This window comes from Rhizobium sp. BT04 (assembly GCF_030053135.1).
Taxonomy (GTDB): domain Bacteria; phylum Pseudomonadota; class Alphaproteobacteria; order Rhizobiales; family Rhizobiaceae; genus Rhizobium; species Rhizobium binxianense.
Genome location: NZ_CP125652.1, coordinates 2228711 through 2245043, shown reverse-complemented (window position 1 = coordinate 2245043; position 16333 = coordinate 2228711). Strand labels below are relative to the sequence as shown.

Sequence of the window (16333 nt, the reverse complement as noted above, 5' to 3'; positions counted from 1 at the left end):
CCGCGTATCCTGCCAGATGCGCGGCGTCTTGGTTCTTTGTTTTATGCCTATCGTTGCCCCAAACCGCTTCGCACTTTTGGGCGACATGCATCAGCGTTTCAGCTTGAGGCCGACGCCGGCCCGCCATTGCTGCGAATCGGTCCCTTCCTTCCGCGTCGTCAGCTCGTAGCCGAGCGTGCTGGTCAGATCGAGATAACGGTTGATATTCCAGGTCAGTCCGGTCGACGCGGTATAGACGAGTTCGTCGTTGATGGTGCTGTCGGTGGGATAATCGCGCCACGTCACCCCGCCGATCATCGTCCCGACCAGATTGTCGCGCAGCTGATGGGTGACCGTCGTCGTCAGCGCGTGCGAGACGTAGCCGCTTTCGCCTGCTGTGGTCGAGGGCTGGATGCTCGTCTGCAGGTCGAGATTGACGTCGGTGCCCCGGATCGGCGACCAGAGCAGGCTCGCATCGAGCGTGGCCGTGTCGATCGACGACAGGCGGCTGTCTTCGAAATTTGCCATCTCGTAGCCGACACCGACTTCACCCTTCAGTTTTTCGCCGAGATCGACCTCGACGCCCGCCTTGGCGCCATAGCTATGGCCGGAACGTTCATAACCGGCGGAGTCGCGCGTTTCGTCATAGACGGTACGGCCGATCGAGGCTTCGATGAAGGGGATGAGCGCGGGTGACAGCTCATAGCCGACGCGGCCGCGCAGCGTGCCCGTCGTCTGGTCTCGGTCGCTGAGGGCAACGGTCGTGCCGTTCGAAAGCGTGGCATCGGAATAGATCGAGCGGCTCAGCGCCAGGGCCGTCGTGCCGCGCAGGATGCCGAAATCGCGTTGGACGGAGGCGCCGGCGGTGAACTCCTGCACGTCGGATTGCTGCGAGGCATCGGCAATGGCGTCGGGGTCGTCTGTATCTTCCCGGTAGAAATTATAACCGGCGGTAAGATGGGCAACCGTATCGTCGGGAAGGTCCAACCTGAGGTCGCCATTGACCTTGAAGGACGGCTGCTCTTCGCCTTCGCCGCTGATATTCCGCTGCCAGGCGCCTTCCGAGGTTACGGTCAGCTGGTGCCGGCCCCAGTCGGAGGTCAGGGTCGCGGCCGCATCGGTTTCGAGGAAGGCGCGCCGCTGCCTGGTATTTCCGTCCTTGGTGGTCTCGGTGTTGATGCTCTCGGTGACGCTCGGGCGGAGCACGAACGTGCCGATCGGAATGCCCGGCGTCTCGGCTGCCGAGGCGCTTTCGGCAGCCCTGCGGCGCGGCAGCGTCTCGTCGATCGGCGCTTCGCGGGTGTTCAGCCGGCGGATGTCCTCGTCGAGGATGGAGCCGGTAATGTCGTCGCCGGATTGCGCGTCGGGTATGGCGGGCCTCTGGGCATCGTCCGCATTCGCGGTCGTGCCGTTTGCCGTGGGAATGGCGGTATCGCCGGTCTCGTCATCGAAACCGGCGGCGGATGCGGCGTTGTTCGTGGCGCGATCGTTCTCGGAGGCGGCGGCGCGGCTGTTTGCCGTGCCTGCCGAGGCGGACTGCGCTAGGGCTGCCGTCTGGCTGAGAAGCAAGCAGCCGAACGCAGCAAAAGAGACGGCACGGCTCATGGCGCGGAGCGGCGTCACACTGCTCGTCTGTTTTGGCTGGCCCATGCAATTCGCGCCTGACATGCTTTCGGTTCTTACCCAAAGGTAAAGCCTCGTGGTTAATCATTCGTTGCCGGCGGCGGGCACTGTTCACAATTCGGAAAGAGTGCGGGGTGGACTTGGAAAGTGAAAAGGTCTAACGCAACTTCATGAACAGAAGAGCGATCAACCTCGTCGAAAACAGCGTGCTTGAATCGGCAAAACGCACGATAGAGACCGAAAGACGCGGTCTTGAAGCGCTCGAACAGGCTTTTGACAATGGATTGGCCGGTCCTTTCACGCGGGCCGTCGAAGTCGTCGGCGACATCTCCGGACGGGTTATCGTCACCGGCGTCGGCAAGAGCGGGCATATCGGCGCCAAGCTCGCAGCGACATTCGCTTCAACAGGAACTCCCGCCTTTTTCGTGCATGCGGCTGAAGCCAATCACGGTGATCTCGGCATGATCGCGCAGGACGACGTCGTCCTGGCGATTTCCAAGGGCGGCGAGAGCGCCGAGCTCAAGAGCATCATCTCCTATACCAGGCGCTTCTCCATTCCGCTGATCGCGATCACCTGCAGCGAACGTTCTTCGCTTGCGACCGCCGCCGATATCATCCTGCTCGTGCCGAACGAGCAGGAGGCCTGTCCCAACGGCTTGGCGCCGACGACATCGACGCTGATGCAGCTTGCGATCGGCGACGCGCTGGCGGTGGCGCTGCTCGAAGCACGCGGCTTTACCGCCACGGATTTCTACGTCTTCCATCCCGGCGGCAAACTCGGCGCCAGCCTGATGCATGTCGCCGATGTCATGCATACCGGCGAGCGGCTGCCGCTCGTCGCCAAGGGCACGCCGATGCCGGAGGCGATCACGGTGCTGTCGCGCAAGCATTTCGGCTGCGTCGCCGTGCTGGATGAAGATGGGCGGCTCTGCGGCATCGTCACCGAGGGCGACATGGCGCGCAACCTGACACGCAATCTGGCCGAGCTTGCCGTCGACGATATCATGACGAAGACGCCGAAGACGGTGAAGCCGACGGTGCTGGCGACGGCGGCGCTGGCGCTGCTCAACCAGCATCATATCGGCGCGCTGATCGTCGTCGACGAAGAGCGCCGGCCGGTCGGGCTGGTGCATTTCCACGACCTGCTGCGGATCGGCGTCGCCTGATCGGGCTTGTCCGATCAGATCGGCTCGACCCTCAAGTCGCGGCCGTGACACGAAACCACCTTCACCTGCGTTCCCACAGGAAGATCGGGTCCCATCACCTGCCATAACGTATCGTCGAGGCGAATGCGGCCGCGGCCCTCGCGGATCGGCTCGTGCAGCGTTGCCGTGCGGCCGACGAGGCTCTCGCCGCGCTGATTGAGGAAAGGCTCGTCGGTTTCGGCATTGCGCAGCGTCAGGCGGCGGCCGGCGAAGGTCGTGGCGACGGCAAGCAGCGCAAAGAGGATGGCCTGCAACTCCCAGACCCAGAAGGCACTGTCCCAGAAGAGCAGCGACAGTGCGCCGACGATCAGGGCGGCAAGACCGATCCAGACCAGGAAGAAGCCGGGAACGATCATTTCCGCGGCGAGCAGCACGAGGCCGGCGACCCACCAGCTCCACGGTCCGAGTTCGGCGATGATCTTCGCCAGCATGGCCTATCGCTCCGGATCGGGGTTGAAAGGGTTGGGGTTCGGCGGATTGATCGGCGGCGTCGAACGGACGGGTGCGGGGCGCGGACGCGGCGGCAGGGGCGGCGGCGCTGCCTGGTTGTTGCCAGCATCGCCGAAGACTTCGCGGGCAATGGCGCCGATGCCGCCGAGCGAACTCAGGATGGAAGAGGCTTCCATCGGCATCATCACGATCTTCGAATTCGGCGCCGAACCGATCGAGGTCAGCGCCTCGGTGTATTTCTGGGCGACGAAATAGTTGATCGCCTGGATGTCGCCGGCGGCGATCGCCTCGGAAACCATCTTCGTTGCCTTGGCTTCGGCCTCGGCCAAGCGTTCGCGGGCTTCGGCGTTGCGGAAGGCGGCTTCGCGCTGGCCTTCGGCCTGCAGGATGGCGGATTGCTTGGCGCCTTCGGCTCTCAAGATCTGCGCGTTGCGCGAGCCTTCAGCCTCCAGCACCTGGGCGCGCTTCTCGCGCTCGGCCTTCATCTGGCGGGCCATCGCATCGACGAGGTCGCGCGGCGGCTGGATGTCCTTGATCTCGACGCGGGTGACCTTGATGCCCCAGGGATGCACGGCCTCGTCGACGACGCGCAGTAGCCGGTCGTTGATTGCATCACGGTTGGAGAGCAGTTCGTCGAGATCCATCGAGCCCATGACTGAGCGGATGTTGGTCATGGTGAGATTGAGGATGGCGTTTTCGAGGTTGGAGACCTGATAGGCAGCCTGGGCGGCGTTCAGCACCTGATAGAAGGAGACGGCATCAGCCGAAACCGAGGCATTGTCCTTGGTGATCACCTCCTGGGTCGGCACGTTCAGCACCTGCTCCATGACGTTCAACTTGGCGCCGACGCGTTCGATGAAGGGGGTGATCAGGTTGAGGCCTGGCTCCAGCGTGCGGGTGTAACGCCCGAAGCGCTCGATCGTATAGCGGTAGCCCTGCGGCACTGTCTTGATCCCGGCAAAGAGCACCAGGATGACGAAGATGACAAGCACGATCACGACGATGTCGAAGCCGCCGAACAGCATGAAGAATTCCTCCTATCGGCGCATGCGCCCATACACTGATGTGGTGGGGTAGCATGTTCTTTGCGAGGAAGAAATGCCACACGGATGCCACACATCCGTGTGAGGCGGAGGTTTCGTCTCGGTTGGGTTATTCGGGGCTTCGCCAGCTATCCGTGCGGCGCTGCTTTCTGAAAAAAATTTCTCAGACCCAGCCCTGCAATTCGCGGCGAACGACCGTTTCCAGCACTTTCATGCCGTCCTCGCCGTCGTTGAGGCAGGGAATATGCGCGAACTTCTCGCCGCCGTTCTCATGGAAGGAATGGGCAGCCTGTTCGGCGATCTCCTCCAGCGTCTCCAGACAGTCGGAGACGAAACCGGGATTGATGACGGCGATGCGCTTGACGCCGTCCTTGGCGAGCTTCTCCACCGTCTTGTCGGTATAGGGCTGCAGCCATTCCTCCGGCCCGAAGCGCGACTGGAAGGTGACCATGAAGTTATCCTTGCTGAGCCCGAGCCGTTCGCGCAGCAGCCGGCCGGTCTTCTGGCATTGACAGTAGTAGGGGTCGCCCTGCTTGAAATAGGACATCGGAATGCCGTGGAAGGAAGCAAGCAGCATCTCCGGCTTCCAGTCGAGCGTCGACAGATGCCGTTCCACCGACTTGGCCAGCGCTTCGATATAGGCCTCATCGTCATGATAGTCAGGCACGGTGCGCAGCGCCGGCTGCCAGCGCATCGAGAGCAGCTTCTGGAACGCCTTGTCGTTGACGGTGGCGGTGGTCGCCGCCGCATATTGCGGATAGAGCGGGAAGAGCACGATACGGTCGCAGCCCTCTTGCTTCAGTGTCTCAATGCGCGCGGCGATCGACGGCGTGCCATAGCGCATCGCCCAGTCGACCTTGACGTTGTCAATATCCTTCAGGCGCTCGGCCATCAGTTCCGACTGGTTGCGGGTGTAGGTGCGGAGATAACTTTCGTTCTTCTCCTTGTTCCAGATCAGCTCATAGGCCTTGCCGACCTTCTGCGGGCGGGTGTTGAGCACAATGCCGAACAGGATCGGATACCATTTCCACGGCGACCATTCGATGACGCGTCGATCGGTCAGGAATTCCCGGAGATAGCGGCGCATCGACGTGTAATCGGTGCCGTCGGGCGTGCCGAGATTGACCAGCAGGACACCGATCTTGCCTGACTTGACGGCCGGATGGTCCGCCGGGCGGAGTGAAATATCTGCTGTCATTCTGGTCCAACGCTCTTTTTGTCCCGCCGGCTCATACGCAGCCTCGAGATCGTGGTTCACCCTATAGAAAGAAAAGCCGGCCCGGGAAACCCCGGACCGGCCAGCGGCATCGGGACAAATCGTCTTACTTGGCGGGGACCTCGATCTCCTTGCCGACCGTCAGGTGATGCGGGTTCGGCTTGCCGTTGGCATCCGAAAGCTTTCGCCACAGCGTGCCGTCGCCGTAGAAGGTCACGGCGAGATCCCAGAAGGTGTCGCCGGCGGCGATGACATGGGTGGACGGTGTTGTCGCGGCAGGGGCGGAGGCTGCCGGTGCCGGTTCCGCAGCGGGTGCGGGAGCTGCTGGTGCCGGTGCAGCGGGTGCGGGAGCCGGTGCTGGTGCAGCGGGTGCCGCGGGGGCAGGAGCGGGCTCGGTTGTCGGCGCAGGTGCTGCGGGTTCGGCAGCGGGCGCCTGTGCTACAGTCGCGCCCATTTCTGTGACGCGGCCATCGGTATAGGGCTTATAGGGTGAATGGGCGGCCAGATATTCCGCGGTCACATCGGCAAGATCCGGGCCGAAGTCATAGGCGTTCAGGCCCTCTTTAAAGATCGAATAGCCGTCGCCGCCGGCCCGCATGAAGTTGTTGGTGGCGACCTTGTAGGTCTTGGCCGGATCGATCGGCGCGAAATTGGCGCCGTCCTTGACCTGTACCTCGCTGACGCGGCTGCCGACGGGCTTCGACTGGTCGAAGGAGAATTTCAGGCCGGCGACCTGCGGGAAGCGGCCGGCGCCCTGGTCTATCTGGCTGACGCCGTTTTCGAGCGCCTTGACGACATCGGCGCCGGTCAACTCGAACGTCGCGAGCGTGTTCTGGAACGGCAGGACGGTAATGACCTCGCCCTGGGTGACCTCGCCGCCGTCGATCGAAGCGCGCAGGCCGCCGCCATTCTGGACGGCGATGGTAACGCCCTGGTTCTTAGTGCGGTCGAGCATGGCGTCGGCCACCAGATTGCCCATCGAGCATTCCTTGACGCGGCAGACCTTGCGGTCGCCTTCGATCGGGCTGTCGGAGGAGCCAATCACCTTCTTGCGCAATTCCTCGATCGGTTTGGCCAGTTCGGCGATGCGGGCAACGACGGCCGGATCGGGCGTAAAGGTGGAATCGATCAGGATCGGATCGCCCTTGGCATCCTTGACGACGCCGTTGTCGTCGAAATTGACGACGAAATCGCCGAGATACTTGCTGTAGGAGGCGGCCTGAACGACCGGCACCTTGTAGCCGCCGGGATTATCGACCATCGTCGGGTAGGGGCCTTCAGCCTTCGGGTCGGTATTGGAGAGCAGGCTATGGGAGTGGCCGCCGACGACGACATCGACATCCGGTATCTTGGCGATCAAAGCGAGATCGCGGGGATAACCGACGTGGGTGAGCGCGATGATCTTGTTGACGCCCTGGCCCTTCAGATCCTGGATGGCTGACGTGATGCTCTGGACGTCATCGGCGATGGTGACGTTCGGACCGGGGGAGGACAGCTCGGGGGTATCATTGGTGACGGCGCCGACGATGCCGATCTTCTGGCCGCCGACATCGAGCACCAGCGAGGGTTTGATGCGGTCGCCGAGCTTGGAGGCGGCCGTCGCCTTGACGTTCGCCGTCACGACGGGGAATTGCACCTTGTCGAGGAAAGTCGCAAGCCCGTCTTCACTGTCGTCGAATTCGTGGTTGCCAACGGTCATGGCGTCGAACTTCATCAGGTTCAGGAATTCGGCTTCGGCGGCGCCCTTATAGGTCGTGTAGAACAGCGAGCCCTGGAAATTGTCGCCGGCATTCAGCAGGAGAACGTTCTTGCCGGATAGCGCCTGACGGCGCTGGTCGATCGCGGTCTTCAGGCGGGCAGCGCCGCCGAAGCATTCCTTCTTGCCTTCCTCCTCGGCCGAGCAGGTGGAGTCGAACTTGTTGATCGATTCGATGCGCGAATGGAAATCGTTGATATGAAGAATATTGAGTTCGTAATCGGCAAAGGCGGCGCCCGCGCTCAGCGCCAGCATGGACGCGGTCAAAAGACCGAAGCTGAAAGACTTCGTCATCCCTGTTCTCCTGATTGAGGCGAGAGATCCCCCGATCCTCGCCGATCCCTTCCACAATCCGCCGGGGCAGTTTCCCGGCGTGCGGATGTTCCATCAGACGATGGGCGACCGCAAGAGAAAGCTGGGCCAGACCGGGCGCTTTCCAAGGGGGCAGGGCAAAAAAGCCAGAGGGTTAACCCTGGCATTCGCCATCGGCGGCGTTTCGGTAGAGTTCGTGCACGGCCTCTGCAATATTCGGACCGTGGCGAGCGCGACGATCAGGCAGAGAAGGGAAACGACGCGGTGAAAGCGCCGGCCGGCCCGATGGGCAAGGAATGCGCCTGCGCCATAAATCAGGATGGCGGGTACGGCGAAGATCAGCACCTGCAGCGGCCCGTCGCAATCGGGAGCGGCAATACCCTGGGCACGATAGACGTTGGCCGGCGAGATGAGGGCAAGTGCCGCGGGCGGCATTGCAAGCAGCAGGAGGAGGTAAAAGGCGAAGGCCCGCATGGTATTTATCCGCGCAAACCCAACCCCATTCGCTCGTCTTAGCCGCGGCGTGAAAGCGTGAACTGCGAACCGGTTGCTGTCGTACAATTCAGCTGGCTTGATCCGATCAAAGCGCAATTAACAAGCGAGCTTGTTCTTTTGATATTCGAGTACAGATTTATCTGAATAATCCCATCTGGGCTGGTCGTATATGTCCCCGATGCCATCTGTGTATTTGTTCCATCGTTCGTGCGGGTTACGAACTGTCCGCTTGTGAAGGTAGACGTTAAGCCGTTGGCGTCTGACCACGCACCTTCAACTGAATTTGTAGTGGCCGGTGCGGTTGCAACCGGCAGACGACGCGGCTCGGATGAAACGCAGGCGGCAAGAGCGGCGGCTGCGCCGACAAGAACGAGACCAGTTCTGATTTTCATAAGGCTTCTCCCGGCGAATCGGCGCGGCGGACAGCCGCCAAGTTCGGGCAAAACATGGCGCGCGCCCGCTGTGAAGGCAAGCCTTGGAGGGGCGGCGGGCGGCATTTAGACAGCAGGCGTTACAAAAATGCCCGCCTTGCGGCGGGCATCTTCGAGGTTGTGCGGGCGATCTTAGCGAACCAGGATGTTCCTGAACTGCCAGGGATCCTTGGTGTCGATATCCTCCGGGAAGAGGCCTGGACGGCCGTCAAGCGGGGTCCAGTCGGTGTAGTGGCCTTCGACCGGGCCGAGATAGGGCATCTGCACTTCGAGGCAGCGCTTGTAGTCGATTTCGTCGGCTTCGACGATGCCGGCAGTCGGGTTCTCAAGCGCCCAGACCATGCCGGCAAGAACGGCTGATGTGACCTGCAGGCCGGTGGCGTTCTGGTAGGGGGCGATGCGGCGGGTTTCTTCCAGCGACAGGCGCGAGCCATACCAGTAAGCGTTCTTCTCATGGCCGTAGAGCAGGACGCCGAGTTCGTCGATGCCGTCCTCCAACTCGTCCTCGTCGAGAACGTGATGGACCGGCTGCGACGTACCGCCATTGCCGAACATCTCGTGCAGCGAGAGCACGGCGTCATTGGCCGGATGGTAGGCATAGTGGCAGGTCGGGCGGAAGGTCACTTCGCCGTCCTTGTCGCGAACCGTGAAGTAATCGGCAATCGAGATCGACTCGTTGTGGGTGACGAGGAAACCATATTGCGGGCCGGGCGTCGGGCACCAGGTCCGCACGCGGGTGTTGGCGCCCGGCTGCTCCAGGTAGATCGCCGCCTTGTTGCCCTTCTTGTGCTTCTTGGCGTTTTTCGGCATCCACTCTTCATGCGTGCCCCAGCCGAGTTCGGCCGGCTGCAGGCCTTCGGAGATGAAGCCTTCGACGGACCAGGTGTTCCAGAAGACGTTCAGCGGTTTCGGATGCTTGGTGCGCTGGGTGTCGCGCTCGGCAATGTGGACGCCCTTGACGCCGAGCTTCTTCATCAGCTTTGCCCAGCCTTCGCGATCGTGCTGGTCCGGCTCGTCGAACTTCAGGCCGGTGTCGTTTGCGAGGTTGACAAGCGCCTGCTTGACGAACCAGGAGACCATGCCCGGATTGGCGCCGCAGGTGGAGACGGCGGTGGCGCCGCCCGGGTTCTTCGCCTTTTCCTTGCGCATGGTTTCGCGCAGCGCATAGTTGGTGCGATCGGCATTGCTCATGCCCTTGTCGAAATAGAAGCCGAGCCAGGGTTCGACGACGGTGTCGATGTAGAGCACGTCATGCTTGCGGCAGAGCTTGATAATATCGAGCGAGGAGGTGTCGACCGAGAGGTTGACGCAGAAACCCTGGCCTTCGCCTTCGGTCAGCAGCGGCTTCAGCAGCTCCTTGTAATTGTCCTTGGTGACATATTCCTTGATGTGGCGAACGCCGTGCTTCTTCAGGATCTCCATGTCGGAGGGCTCTTCGCGCGGGTCGATGACGACCATCCGGCTCTTGTCGAATTTGAAATGGCGCTCGATCAGGGGCAGGGTGCCGCGGCCGATGGAGCCAAAGCCGATCATCACGATCGGGCCGGTGATTTCGGCATATACCGGATAGTTTTGTTCCGTCATTCTTTTCTCCTGTGGAAGGGGACGAAGGTGCTCGGCCTGAAGATTTCTTTTGAAATTGCCGCAGAGATGCGAAGTGACCGGCTCTAACCATAAAACCGCGTCACAATAAAGAGCGTTGACGGGGAAAGGGCAAATATCGGGCGGACGGATGTCCGACCGGCTCCCGCAAAAATCAGCGTTTCAGGATTTCCAGTCCTTCGGCCGTCGTCGTCACCGCAAGTTCGGTGATGTCGTATTCGGCGACGCCGTGGATGGTGAAGGGATCGGCGGCGACATAGGCCTCGATTGCGGCGCGGTCGCCGATCGCCAGGATCGCACCGCCGGTGCGCGGCACCTTGCGGCCGGACGCCAGGAACCAGCCCTTGGCATAACCCTCTCTGACCCAGGCCATGTGGGGCTCCATGTGCCTGTCGGCTTCATCGTTGGATTTGAGATAGGTGAGGGAGAGAATGAACATGGTCAGTTCCTCAGAAGGTTTGCGCGGATCAGGCCGCGAAGCGAGTTGCCGACATAAAGTGCGCCGGCATCGAGATCGGCAAGCGTGAGGCGGCCGACGCGCGCCTTGCGCGCGCAGATGAGTTCGGTGCGCAACACGCCAGCGAGCAGGCCGCAGGAAATCGGCGGGGTGCGCAGCATACCGGTCCCGTCATCCAGGAAGATCGAGGTGATGGTGCCCTCGCAGACGTCGCCGCGCTCGTTCAACAGGATGACTTCGTCGGCCTCGGCAGACGTATATTCGGCGCGCGCGGCCTCGTAGACGGCGCGGCGGGTAGTCTTGACGCGCAGCAGCTTATCGGCGGAATCGAGACGGGTCCCGGCGAGGCGCACGGTCCAGGTGGTATCGGGCGCGAGCGGCGCGAAAGCGGCGCTCGTCACCGCGATGCGGCCTTGCGGGTCGAAGGTCAGGCGGATGCGTAACGGACGGACAGCGCCTGCAACGGCGTCGTCGAGCTTGGCCGCCGCGTCGATCGGTAGCGGGAAGCCAAGACGGCGGGCGGAGCGGGAAAGTCGGGCGAGATGCAGCTTCAAGCGGATGAAGCCTTCCCCGGGCTGCCAGCGCAGCGTCTCGATCAGTGAAAAATCGATCATCGTGCGATCCATTGGTCGCCGACGGCGAAGCGGGCCTTGAGCAGGCATTCCTCATATTCGGCCTCGGCGGTGGAATCGAAGACGATGCCGCCGCCGACATTGAAGACGGCCCTGCCGCCGTCAAAAAGCGTGATGGTGCGGATGGCGACGGAAAACCGCATGGCGCCGGTCGGCGAGATCATGCCGATCGCGCCGCAATAGGCGTCGCGCGGGACATCCTCGAGCGCATGGAGAATCTCCATTGCCCTGATCTTCGGCGCACCGGTGATCGAGCCGCAGGGAAAGAGTGCGGAAAAGATGTCTCGGATCGAAAGGCCGGGGCGCAACCTTGCCTGCACATGGCTCACCATCTGGTGGACCGTCGGATAGGTCTCGATGTCGAAGAGTTTCGGGACGTCGAGTGTGCCGACCTCGGTGATGCGGGAGATGTCGTTGCGTAGGAGATCGACGATCATGCGGTTTTCCGCTTGCGTCTTGATATCGCGGCGCATGGCCTCGATGATTTCGACATCCTCGGCGGCGGTGGCGCCGCGTTTTGCCGTGCCCTTCATCGGATGCGTCTCGATCCAGCCCTGTTCGTCGGTACGGAAGAAGAGTTCGGGCGAACGCGACAGAATGACCGGACCGGCGAGATCGACCAGCGCGCCGTATTTGACCGGCTGGCGTTCGATCAGCGACCAGAAGGCGGCGCGGGGATCGCCGCTCCAACGGGCCTCGACCGGCATGGTGAGGTTCGCCTGATAGGCGTCGCCGAGCCGCAGGTGATTGTGGAGGCGGTCGAAGCGCTCTTTATATATAGGGAAATCCCAGGCGGCTTTCGGGGCGGTGAGGAATTCCTCGTTCTCGAAGCGCTGTTTTGGCTGGGCGAGCGGATGCGCATCCGGCTGCGGAGCGTCGAAGACGCCGAAACAGAGCAGCGGGGTTTCGCGGTGTTCCCCGGCGAAGGGGGCGAGTTTGTCTTCGAAGAAGTATCCGGCCTCGTAGGCCATGTAGCCGGCAAGCCATTTGCTCTCGGCCTTGGCCTGCTCCATGCGGGAAAGGCCCGCAAAGAATTCGGCGCGCGTTCGCGCGACGATGATCTCGGCCGGTTCGGCGAAAAGCATCACCTGTCCTGATGTGTCGTCGCGGAAGAGAATGTAGGGTTGGTCAGCCACGCAACGCTTTCAGTTTGTTCTGCTCCTCATTGCTCAAGGTGCGATGGGGAAAGTGAGATATCTTCCGCCTCTCCCCTCGGGGGAGAAGAGGCCCGAAGGGCAGATGAGGGAGTGGAGCGAAGCGACCTGGGCATATGCGAAGGATATTCCTGCCGTGTGGCCCCCTCATCCGCCTGCCGGCACCTTCTCCCCGAGAGGAGAAGGGACGCGCGCTCTCAGCCCCTGTCCAAAGCCTCCAACTCGTCGATCAGCCCCTCGATCATCGACAGGCCCTGGCTCCAGAACGACGGATCGGTGGCGTCGAGGCCGAAAGGTTTCAAGAGTTCCGAGTGATGCTTGGTGCCGCCGGCCCTCAGCAGTTCGAAATACTTCTCCTGGAAGCCCTGCTCGGCCTTCTGGTAGACGGCATAGAGCGAATTCACCAGGCAGTCGCCGAAAGCGTAGGCGTAGACATAGAAGGGCGAGTGGATGAAGTGGGGGATATAGGCCCAATAAGTCTCGTAACCTTCAGAAATGTTGATCGCCGGCCCGAGGCTTTCCGACTGGACCGAGAGCCAGAGTTCGCCGATGTCGTCGGCGGTGAGTTCACCTGATTTGCGGGCGGTGTGGAGCTGGCGCTCGAATTCGTAGAAGGCGATCTGGCGCACGACGGTATTGATCATGTCCTCGACCTTCTGGGCGAGCATCGCCTTGCGCTCGCGTTTGTCGCTGGTCTTTTCCAGAAGCGCGCGGAAGGTCAGCATCTCGCCGAAGACGGACGCGGTTTCGGCGAGCGTCAGCGGCGTCTGGCACATCAGCGCGCCTTGCGCGCCGGCGAGAACCTGATGCACGCCATGGCCAAGCTCGTGAGCAAGCGTCATCACGTCGCGCGGCTTGCCCATGTAATTGACGAGCACGTAAGGGTGGGCCGAGGGAACCGTCGGATGGGCGAAGGCGCCAGGCGCCTTGCCGGGGCGGACCGGGGCGTCGATCCACTGCTCGTCGAAGAAGCGCCTGGCAATATCCGCCATCTCGGGGGCGAAATTGCCGTAGGCCGAAAGCACCGTATCCTTCGCTTCGGGCCAGGAAATGATGGCGTTGGAAGTCTCCGGAAGCGGCGCGTTGCGGTCCCAGAAATTCATCTGCTCCATGCCGAGCCATTTCGCCTTCATCTTGTAATAGCGATGCGAAAGGCGGGGATAGGCTTCGCGGACGGCGGCTGCCAGCGCATCGACGACCTCGCGCTCGACGCGGTTTGCCAGGTGCCTGGAGTCGGCGATGTCCTCGAAGCCGCGCCAGCGGTCGGCGATCTCCTTGTCCTTGGCAAGCGTGTTGGTGATCAGCGTGAAGGTGCGGATATTTGCCTTGAAGGTTTCGGCGAGCGCCACGGCTGCCTTGCGGCGGACTTCCGGATCCTTTTCCTGCAGCCGGTTCAGCGCCACTTCGAGCGGCACTTTCTCGCCATCGATGTCGAAGCGAAGCTCCGCCATGGTTTCATCGAAGAGGCGGTTGAAGGCAGCGGCGGATGTCATTGACTTCTCGAGGAAGAGCTGTTCCAGCCGGTCGTCGAGCTGATAGGGCTTGTCTTTCCTGAGGTCGATGAGCCAGGGGCGGTAATGTCCTGCGGCCGGATCATTGGCCATGCAGGCGTCGATCACTGCGTCGTCGATGCGGTTGAGTTCGAGCGCGAAGAACAGCAGGTGGCCGGAAAATTCGGTGATCTTGGCCTGCACGTCGCCGTAGAGCTTGCCGTTCGCCGGGTTGGTGGTGTCGGAGAAATAGGTGAGGCCGGCAAAGGAGCCGAGGCGGCCGATGATATCATCAAGCGCCTCATATTCCTTCAGCGCCGCGCCGATGCCCTCAGCGCCGGTCTTCGTCGCGGCGTCGGCGAGTTTGCCCTTCCACTTCCCTTCAAAGGCAATCGCGGCCTTGCCGGCCTTTTCCATGTCGGCGACGAAAGCGGTTGAGGTGGCGGAGGGATAAAGATCCTGCAGCCTCCAGACCGGCAGATCACCGAGCGCCGGATCGGCGGCTCCAGCCGGCGCTGCTGGCGACAAAAGAAAGCCGGCGTGCGGGAGCTTGATTTTCATGGGCGCAATTCCTCTCCACTTTCATAACAGTCTGCTTGAATAAGCGTGAGAAGGTCCCGTATCAAGGGCCATTCAGCGCATGAAAGGCGTCGCTTCGGCACGAAAACGACCCGTTGCAATCGTTAAAATGCAATTATTTCTCAAAACTGGATGTTCAAGCCTTTCTGTCAGAGTGCGCTTCATGGTTTCGCATGAAGTGGAGCGACAATGACCGGTTACAATGAGCTCAAGGGAGCAGGGCAAATCCTCGTGGTCGAGGACGACCCGGTGCAGCGCCGTCTGCTCAAGAACGCAATCGAGCGCCACGGCCATGTCGTGCACCAGGCGGAAAACGGCCGCATCGGCCTGGAAATGGTCAAACGCGACAGCGGCCTTTTCAACGTCATCGTGCTCGACCTGATGATGCCGGAGATGACTGGCCTCGAATTTCTCGACGCGCTGCACGAATTCGGCACGCAGATCCCGGTCATCGTCCAGACGGGGCAGGGCGGCATTGAAACGGTGGTGCAGGCGATGCGCGCCGGCGCCTTCGATTTCGTCGTCAAGCCGGTCTCGCCCGAACGCATCGCCACCTCGATCTCGAACGCGATGAAGCTCGACCAGCGCGAGGTCAAGGCGCGGGCCGGACGCCGATCTCGCTCAGGCGCGGTCGGTTTCGACGACATCGTCTCGGCAAGCCCGGCGATGATCCGCGTCATCGATCTGGCGCAGCGGGCGGCCCAGTCCAACATTCCCGTCGTGCTCGAAGGCGAATCCGGCGTCGGCAAGGAGCTGGTGGCGCGTGCCATCCAGTCCGGCGGCGACCGCTCGAACAAGCCGTTCGTCACCGTCAATTGCGGGGCGATCCCGCATAATCTTGTCGAGAGCATCCTCTTCGGTCACGAGAAGGGCGCGTTTACCGGCGCGACCGAGCGCCATATCGGCAAATTCATGGAAGCCGACGGCGGCACAATCTTCCTCGACGAGATCGGCGACCTGCCGCTCGAGGTGCAGGTGAAGCTGTTGCGCGCCGTGCAGCAAGGCGAGATCGAGACCGTCGGTGCGCGCACCGCACACAAGGTCAATGTCCGGCTGATCTCGGCGACCAACAAGGATCTGATCGAGGAGGTCAAGAACGGCCATTTCCGCGAGGATCTCTACTATCGCCTCAACGTCTTCCCGATCACCATTCCAGCACTTCGCAAGCGCAAGGAGGACATTCCGCATCTGGTGCGCGTCTTTGCAGACCGCTTCTCCAGCGAGCAGAAGAACGGTCGGCGCATGACGGTGAACGCAGGCGCGCTGGCGTTGCTGACCGCCTATGACTGGCCGGGCAATATCCGCCAGCTCGAAAACGCGATCTTCCGTGCGGTCGTTCTGGCCGAGGGGGCGGAGCTGACCGAGGGGGACTTCCCGCAGATCGCCGCCCAGCTTCCGGAATACGAAGTCGTGGATCACCTGGCGCTGGTTGCCGACAATACCGGCCTCGATCCCGACGACAATTATGGTGAGGACTTCAGGGCATCGATCGCAGGAGAAGTACACCACCGCCTGTCGGAAGCCTCCGAAAACGCGATCGCTAGCGTCAATCCTGCCGGCGACGTGCGCAAGCTTGCCGATGTCGAGGAGGAACTCATCCGATTCGCGCTCAAATTCTATCGCGGACAGATGAGTCAAGTAGCCCGCAAGCTTGGCATCGGTCGGTCCACACTTTATCGCAAGCTCAAGGACTACGGTATCGACCCCGACAATCCCCAGAAAGATGCGGCTTAAGCGCTTTTTGTTAAGACTAAGGCAACCACGATTTGTTACTGATCATAAACCACTTGTTAGTGGCTCGTTCACTATGTAAAGAAAAGGTTGATCATGTGTGGCATTTTTGCCATCGTGTGACCGCATTTGACAGTCATCTGAGACAGTACGGGACATTGTCTGTCTGACGGGGATC

At 61.7% G+C, this 16333-nt stretch carries 13 protein-coding genes and 1 pseudogene; 2 read left to right on the top strand and 12 right to left on the bottom strand.

Going from position 1 to position 16333, the window contains the following annotated elements; genetic code table 11:
• Window positions 1-90: 90 nt before the first annotated feature.
• Window positions 91-1629 (bottom strand): outer membrane beta-barrel protein, encoded by a 1539-nt coding sequence (locus QMO82_RS19540; protein WP_183609527.1) that lies wholly within the window; start codon window positions 1627-1629, stop codon window positions 91-93.
• 143 nt (window positions 1630-1772) lie between these two features.
• Between QMO82_RS19540 and QMO82_RS19535 the strand changes: the two genes are divergently transcribed.
• Complete coding sequence (locus tag QMO82_RS19535; protein ID WP_183609528.1) at window positions 1773-2768, top strand: SIS domain-containing protein; 996 nt, start codon at window positions 1773-1775, stop codon at window positions 2766-2768.
• A gap of 14 nt (window positions 2769-2782) precedes the next feature.
• On the opposite strand, the gene QMO82_RS19530 is transcribed toward QMO82_RS19535, so the two are convergent.
• From QMO82_RS19530 to QMO82_RS19480, 11 genes and pseudogenes are all read right to left on the bottom strand, one after another.
• Window positions 2783-3238 carry an NfeD family protein gene (locus QMO82_RS19530; protein WP_126827131.1) on the bottom strand — a complete coding sequence of 152 codons (456 nt, stop codon included), beginning with the start codon at window positions 3236-3238 and terminating at the stop codon, window positions 2783-2785.
• A 3-nt stretch (window positions 3239-3241) separates the two neighbouring features.
• Window positions 3242-4282, bottom strand: a complete 1041-nt coding sequence (locus QMO82_RS19525; protein WP_183609529.1) for an SPFH domain-containing protein — start codon at window positions 4280-4282, stop codon at window positions 3242-3244.
• A gap of 181 nt (window positions 4283-4463) precedes the next feature.
• The gene (gene hemH, locus QMO82_RS19520; protein WP_183609530.1) at window positions 4464-5498 is read right to left on the bottom strand and encodes a ferrochelatase; all 1035 of its coding nucleotides are present in this window, start codon (window positions 5496-5498) and stop codon (window positions 4464-4466) included.
• Window positions 5499-5622: 124 nt separating this feature from the next.
• Complete coding sequence (locus QMO82_RS19515) at window positions 5623-7566, bottom strand: bifunctional UDP-sugar hydrolase/5'-nucleotidase (protein WP_183609531.1); 1944 nt, start codon at window positions 7564-7566, stop codon at window positions 5623-5625.
• Window positions 7567-7738: 172 nt separating this feature from the next.
• Window positions 7739-8058, bottom strand: a pseudogene (locus QMO82_RS19510) (hypothetical protein).
• A gap of 38 nt (window positions 8059-8096) precedes the next feature.
• On the bottom strand, window positions 8097-8471 hold the full coding sequence (locus QMO82_RS19505) for a hypothetical protein (RefSeq protein ID WP_183609532.1): 375 nt from the start codon (window positions 8469-8471) through the stop codon (window positions 8097-8099).
• 171 nt (window positions 8472-8642) lie between these two features.
• Window positions 8643-10094: a homospermidine synthase gene (locus tag QMO82_RS19500; protein ID WP_183609533.1), complete on the bottom strand. Its 1452-nt coding sequence runs from the start codon at window positions 10092-10094 to the stop codon at window positions 8643-8645.
• Between the two features lie 172 nt (window positions 10095-10266).
• Entirely contained in the window at window positions 10267-10551 is a 285-nt protein-coding gene (locus tag QMO82_RS19495) for a YciI family protein (RefSeq protein ID WP_183609534.1), read from the bottom strand.
• A 2-nt stretch (window positions 10552-10553) separates the two neighbouring features.
• Window positions 10554-11183, bottom strand: a complete 630-nt coding sequence (locus tag QMO82_RS19490) for an aminotransferase class IV family protein (protein WP_183609535.1) — start codon at window positions 11181-11183, stop codon at window positions 10554-10556.
• The gene (locus tag QMO82_RS19485) at window positions 11180-12286 is read right to left on the bottom strand and encodes an aminodeoxychorismate synthase component I (RefSeq protein WP_210305865.1); all 1107 of its coding nucleotides are present in this window, start codon (window positions 12284-12286) and stop codon (window positions 11180-11182) included. The genes QMO82_RS19490 and QMO82_RS19485 overlap by 4 nt, the downstream gene beginning before the upstream one ends.
• A 266-nt stretch (window positions 12287-12552) precedes the next feature.
• Window positions 12553-14406: a M3 family oligoendopeptidase gene (locus QMO82_RS19480; RefSeq protein ID WP_183609537.1), complete on the bottom strand. Its 1854-nt coding sequence runs from the start codon at window positions 14404-14406 to the stop codon at window positions 12553-12555.
• A 207-nt stretch (window positions 14407-14613) separates the two neighbouring features.
• Between QMO82_RS19480 and QMO82_RS19475 the strand changes: the two genes are divergently transcribed.
• Window positions 14614-16158 (top strand): sigma-54 dependent transcriptional regulator, encoded by a 1545-nt coding sequence (locus QMO82_RS19475; RefSeq protein ID WP_183610899.1) that lies wholly within the window; start codon window positions 14614-14616, stop codon window positions 16156-16158.
• Window positions 16159-16333 lie beyond the last annotated feature (175 nt).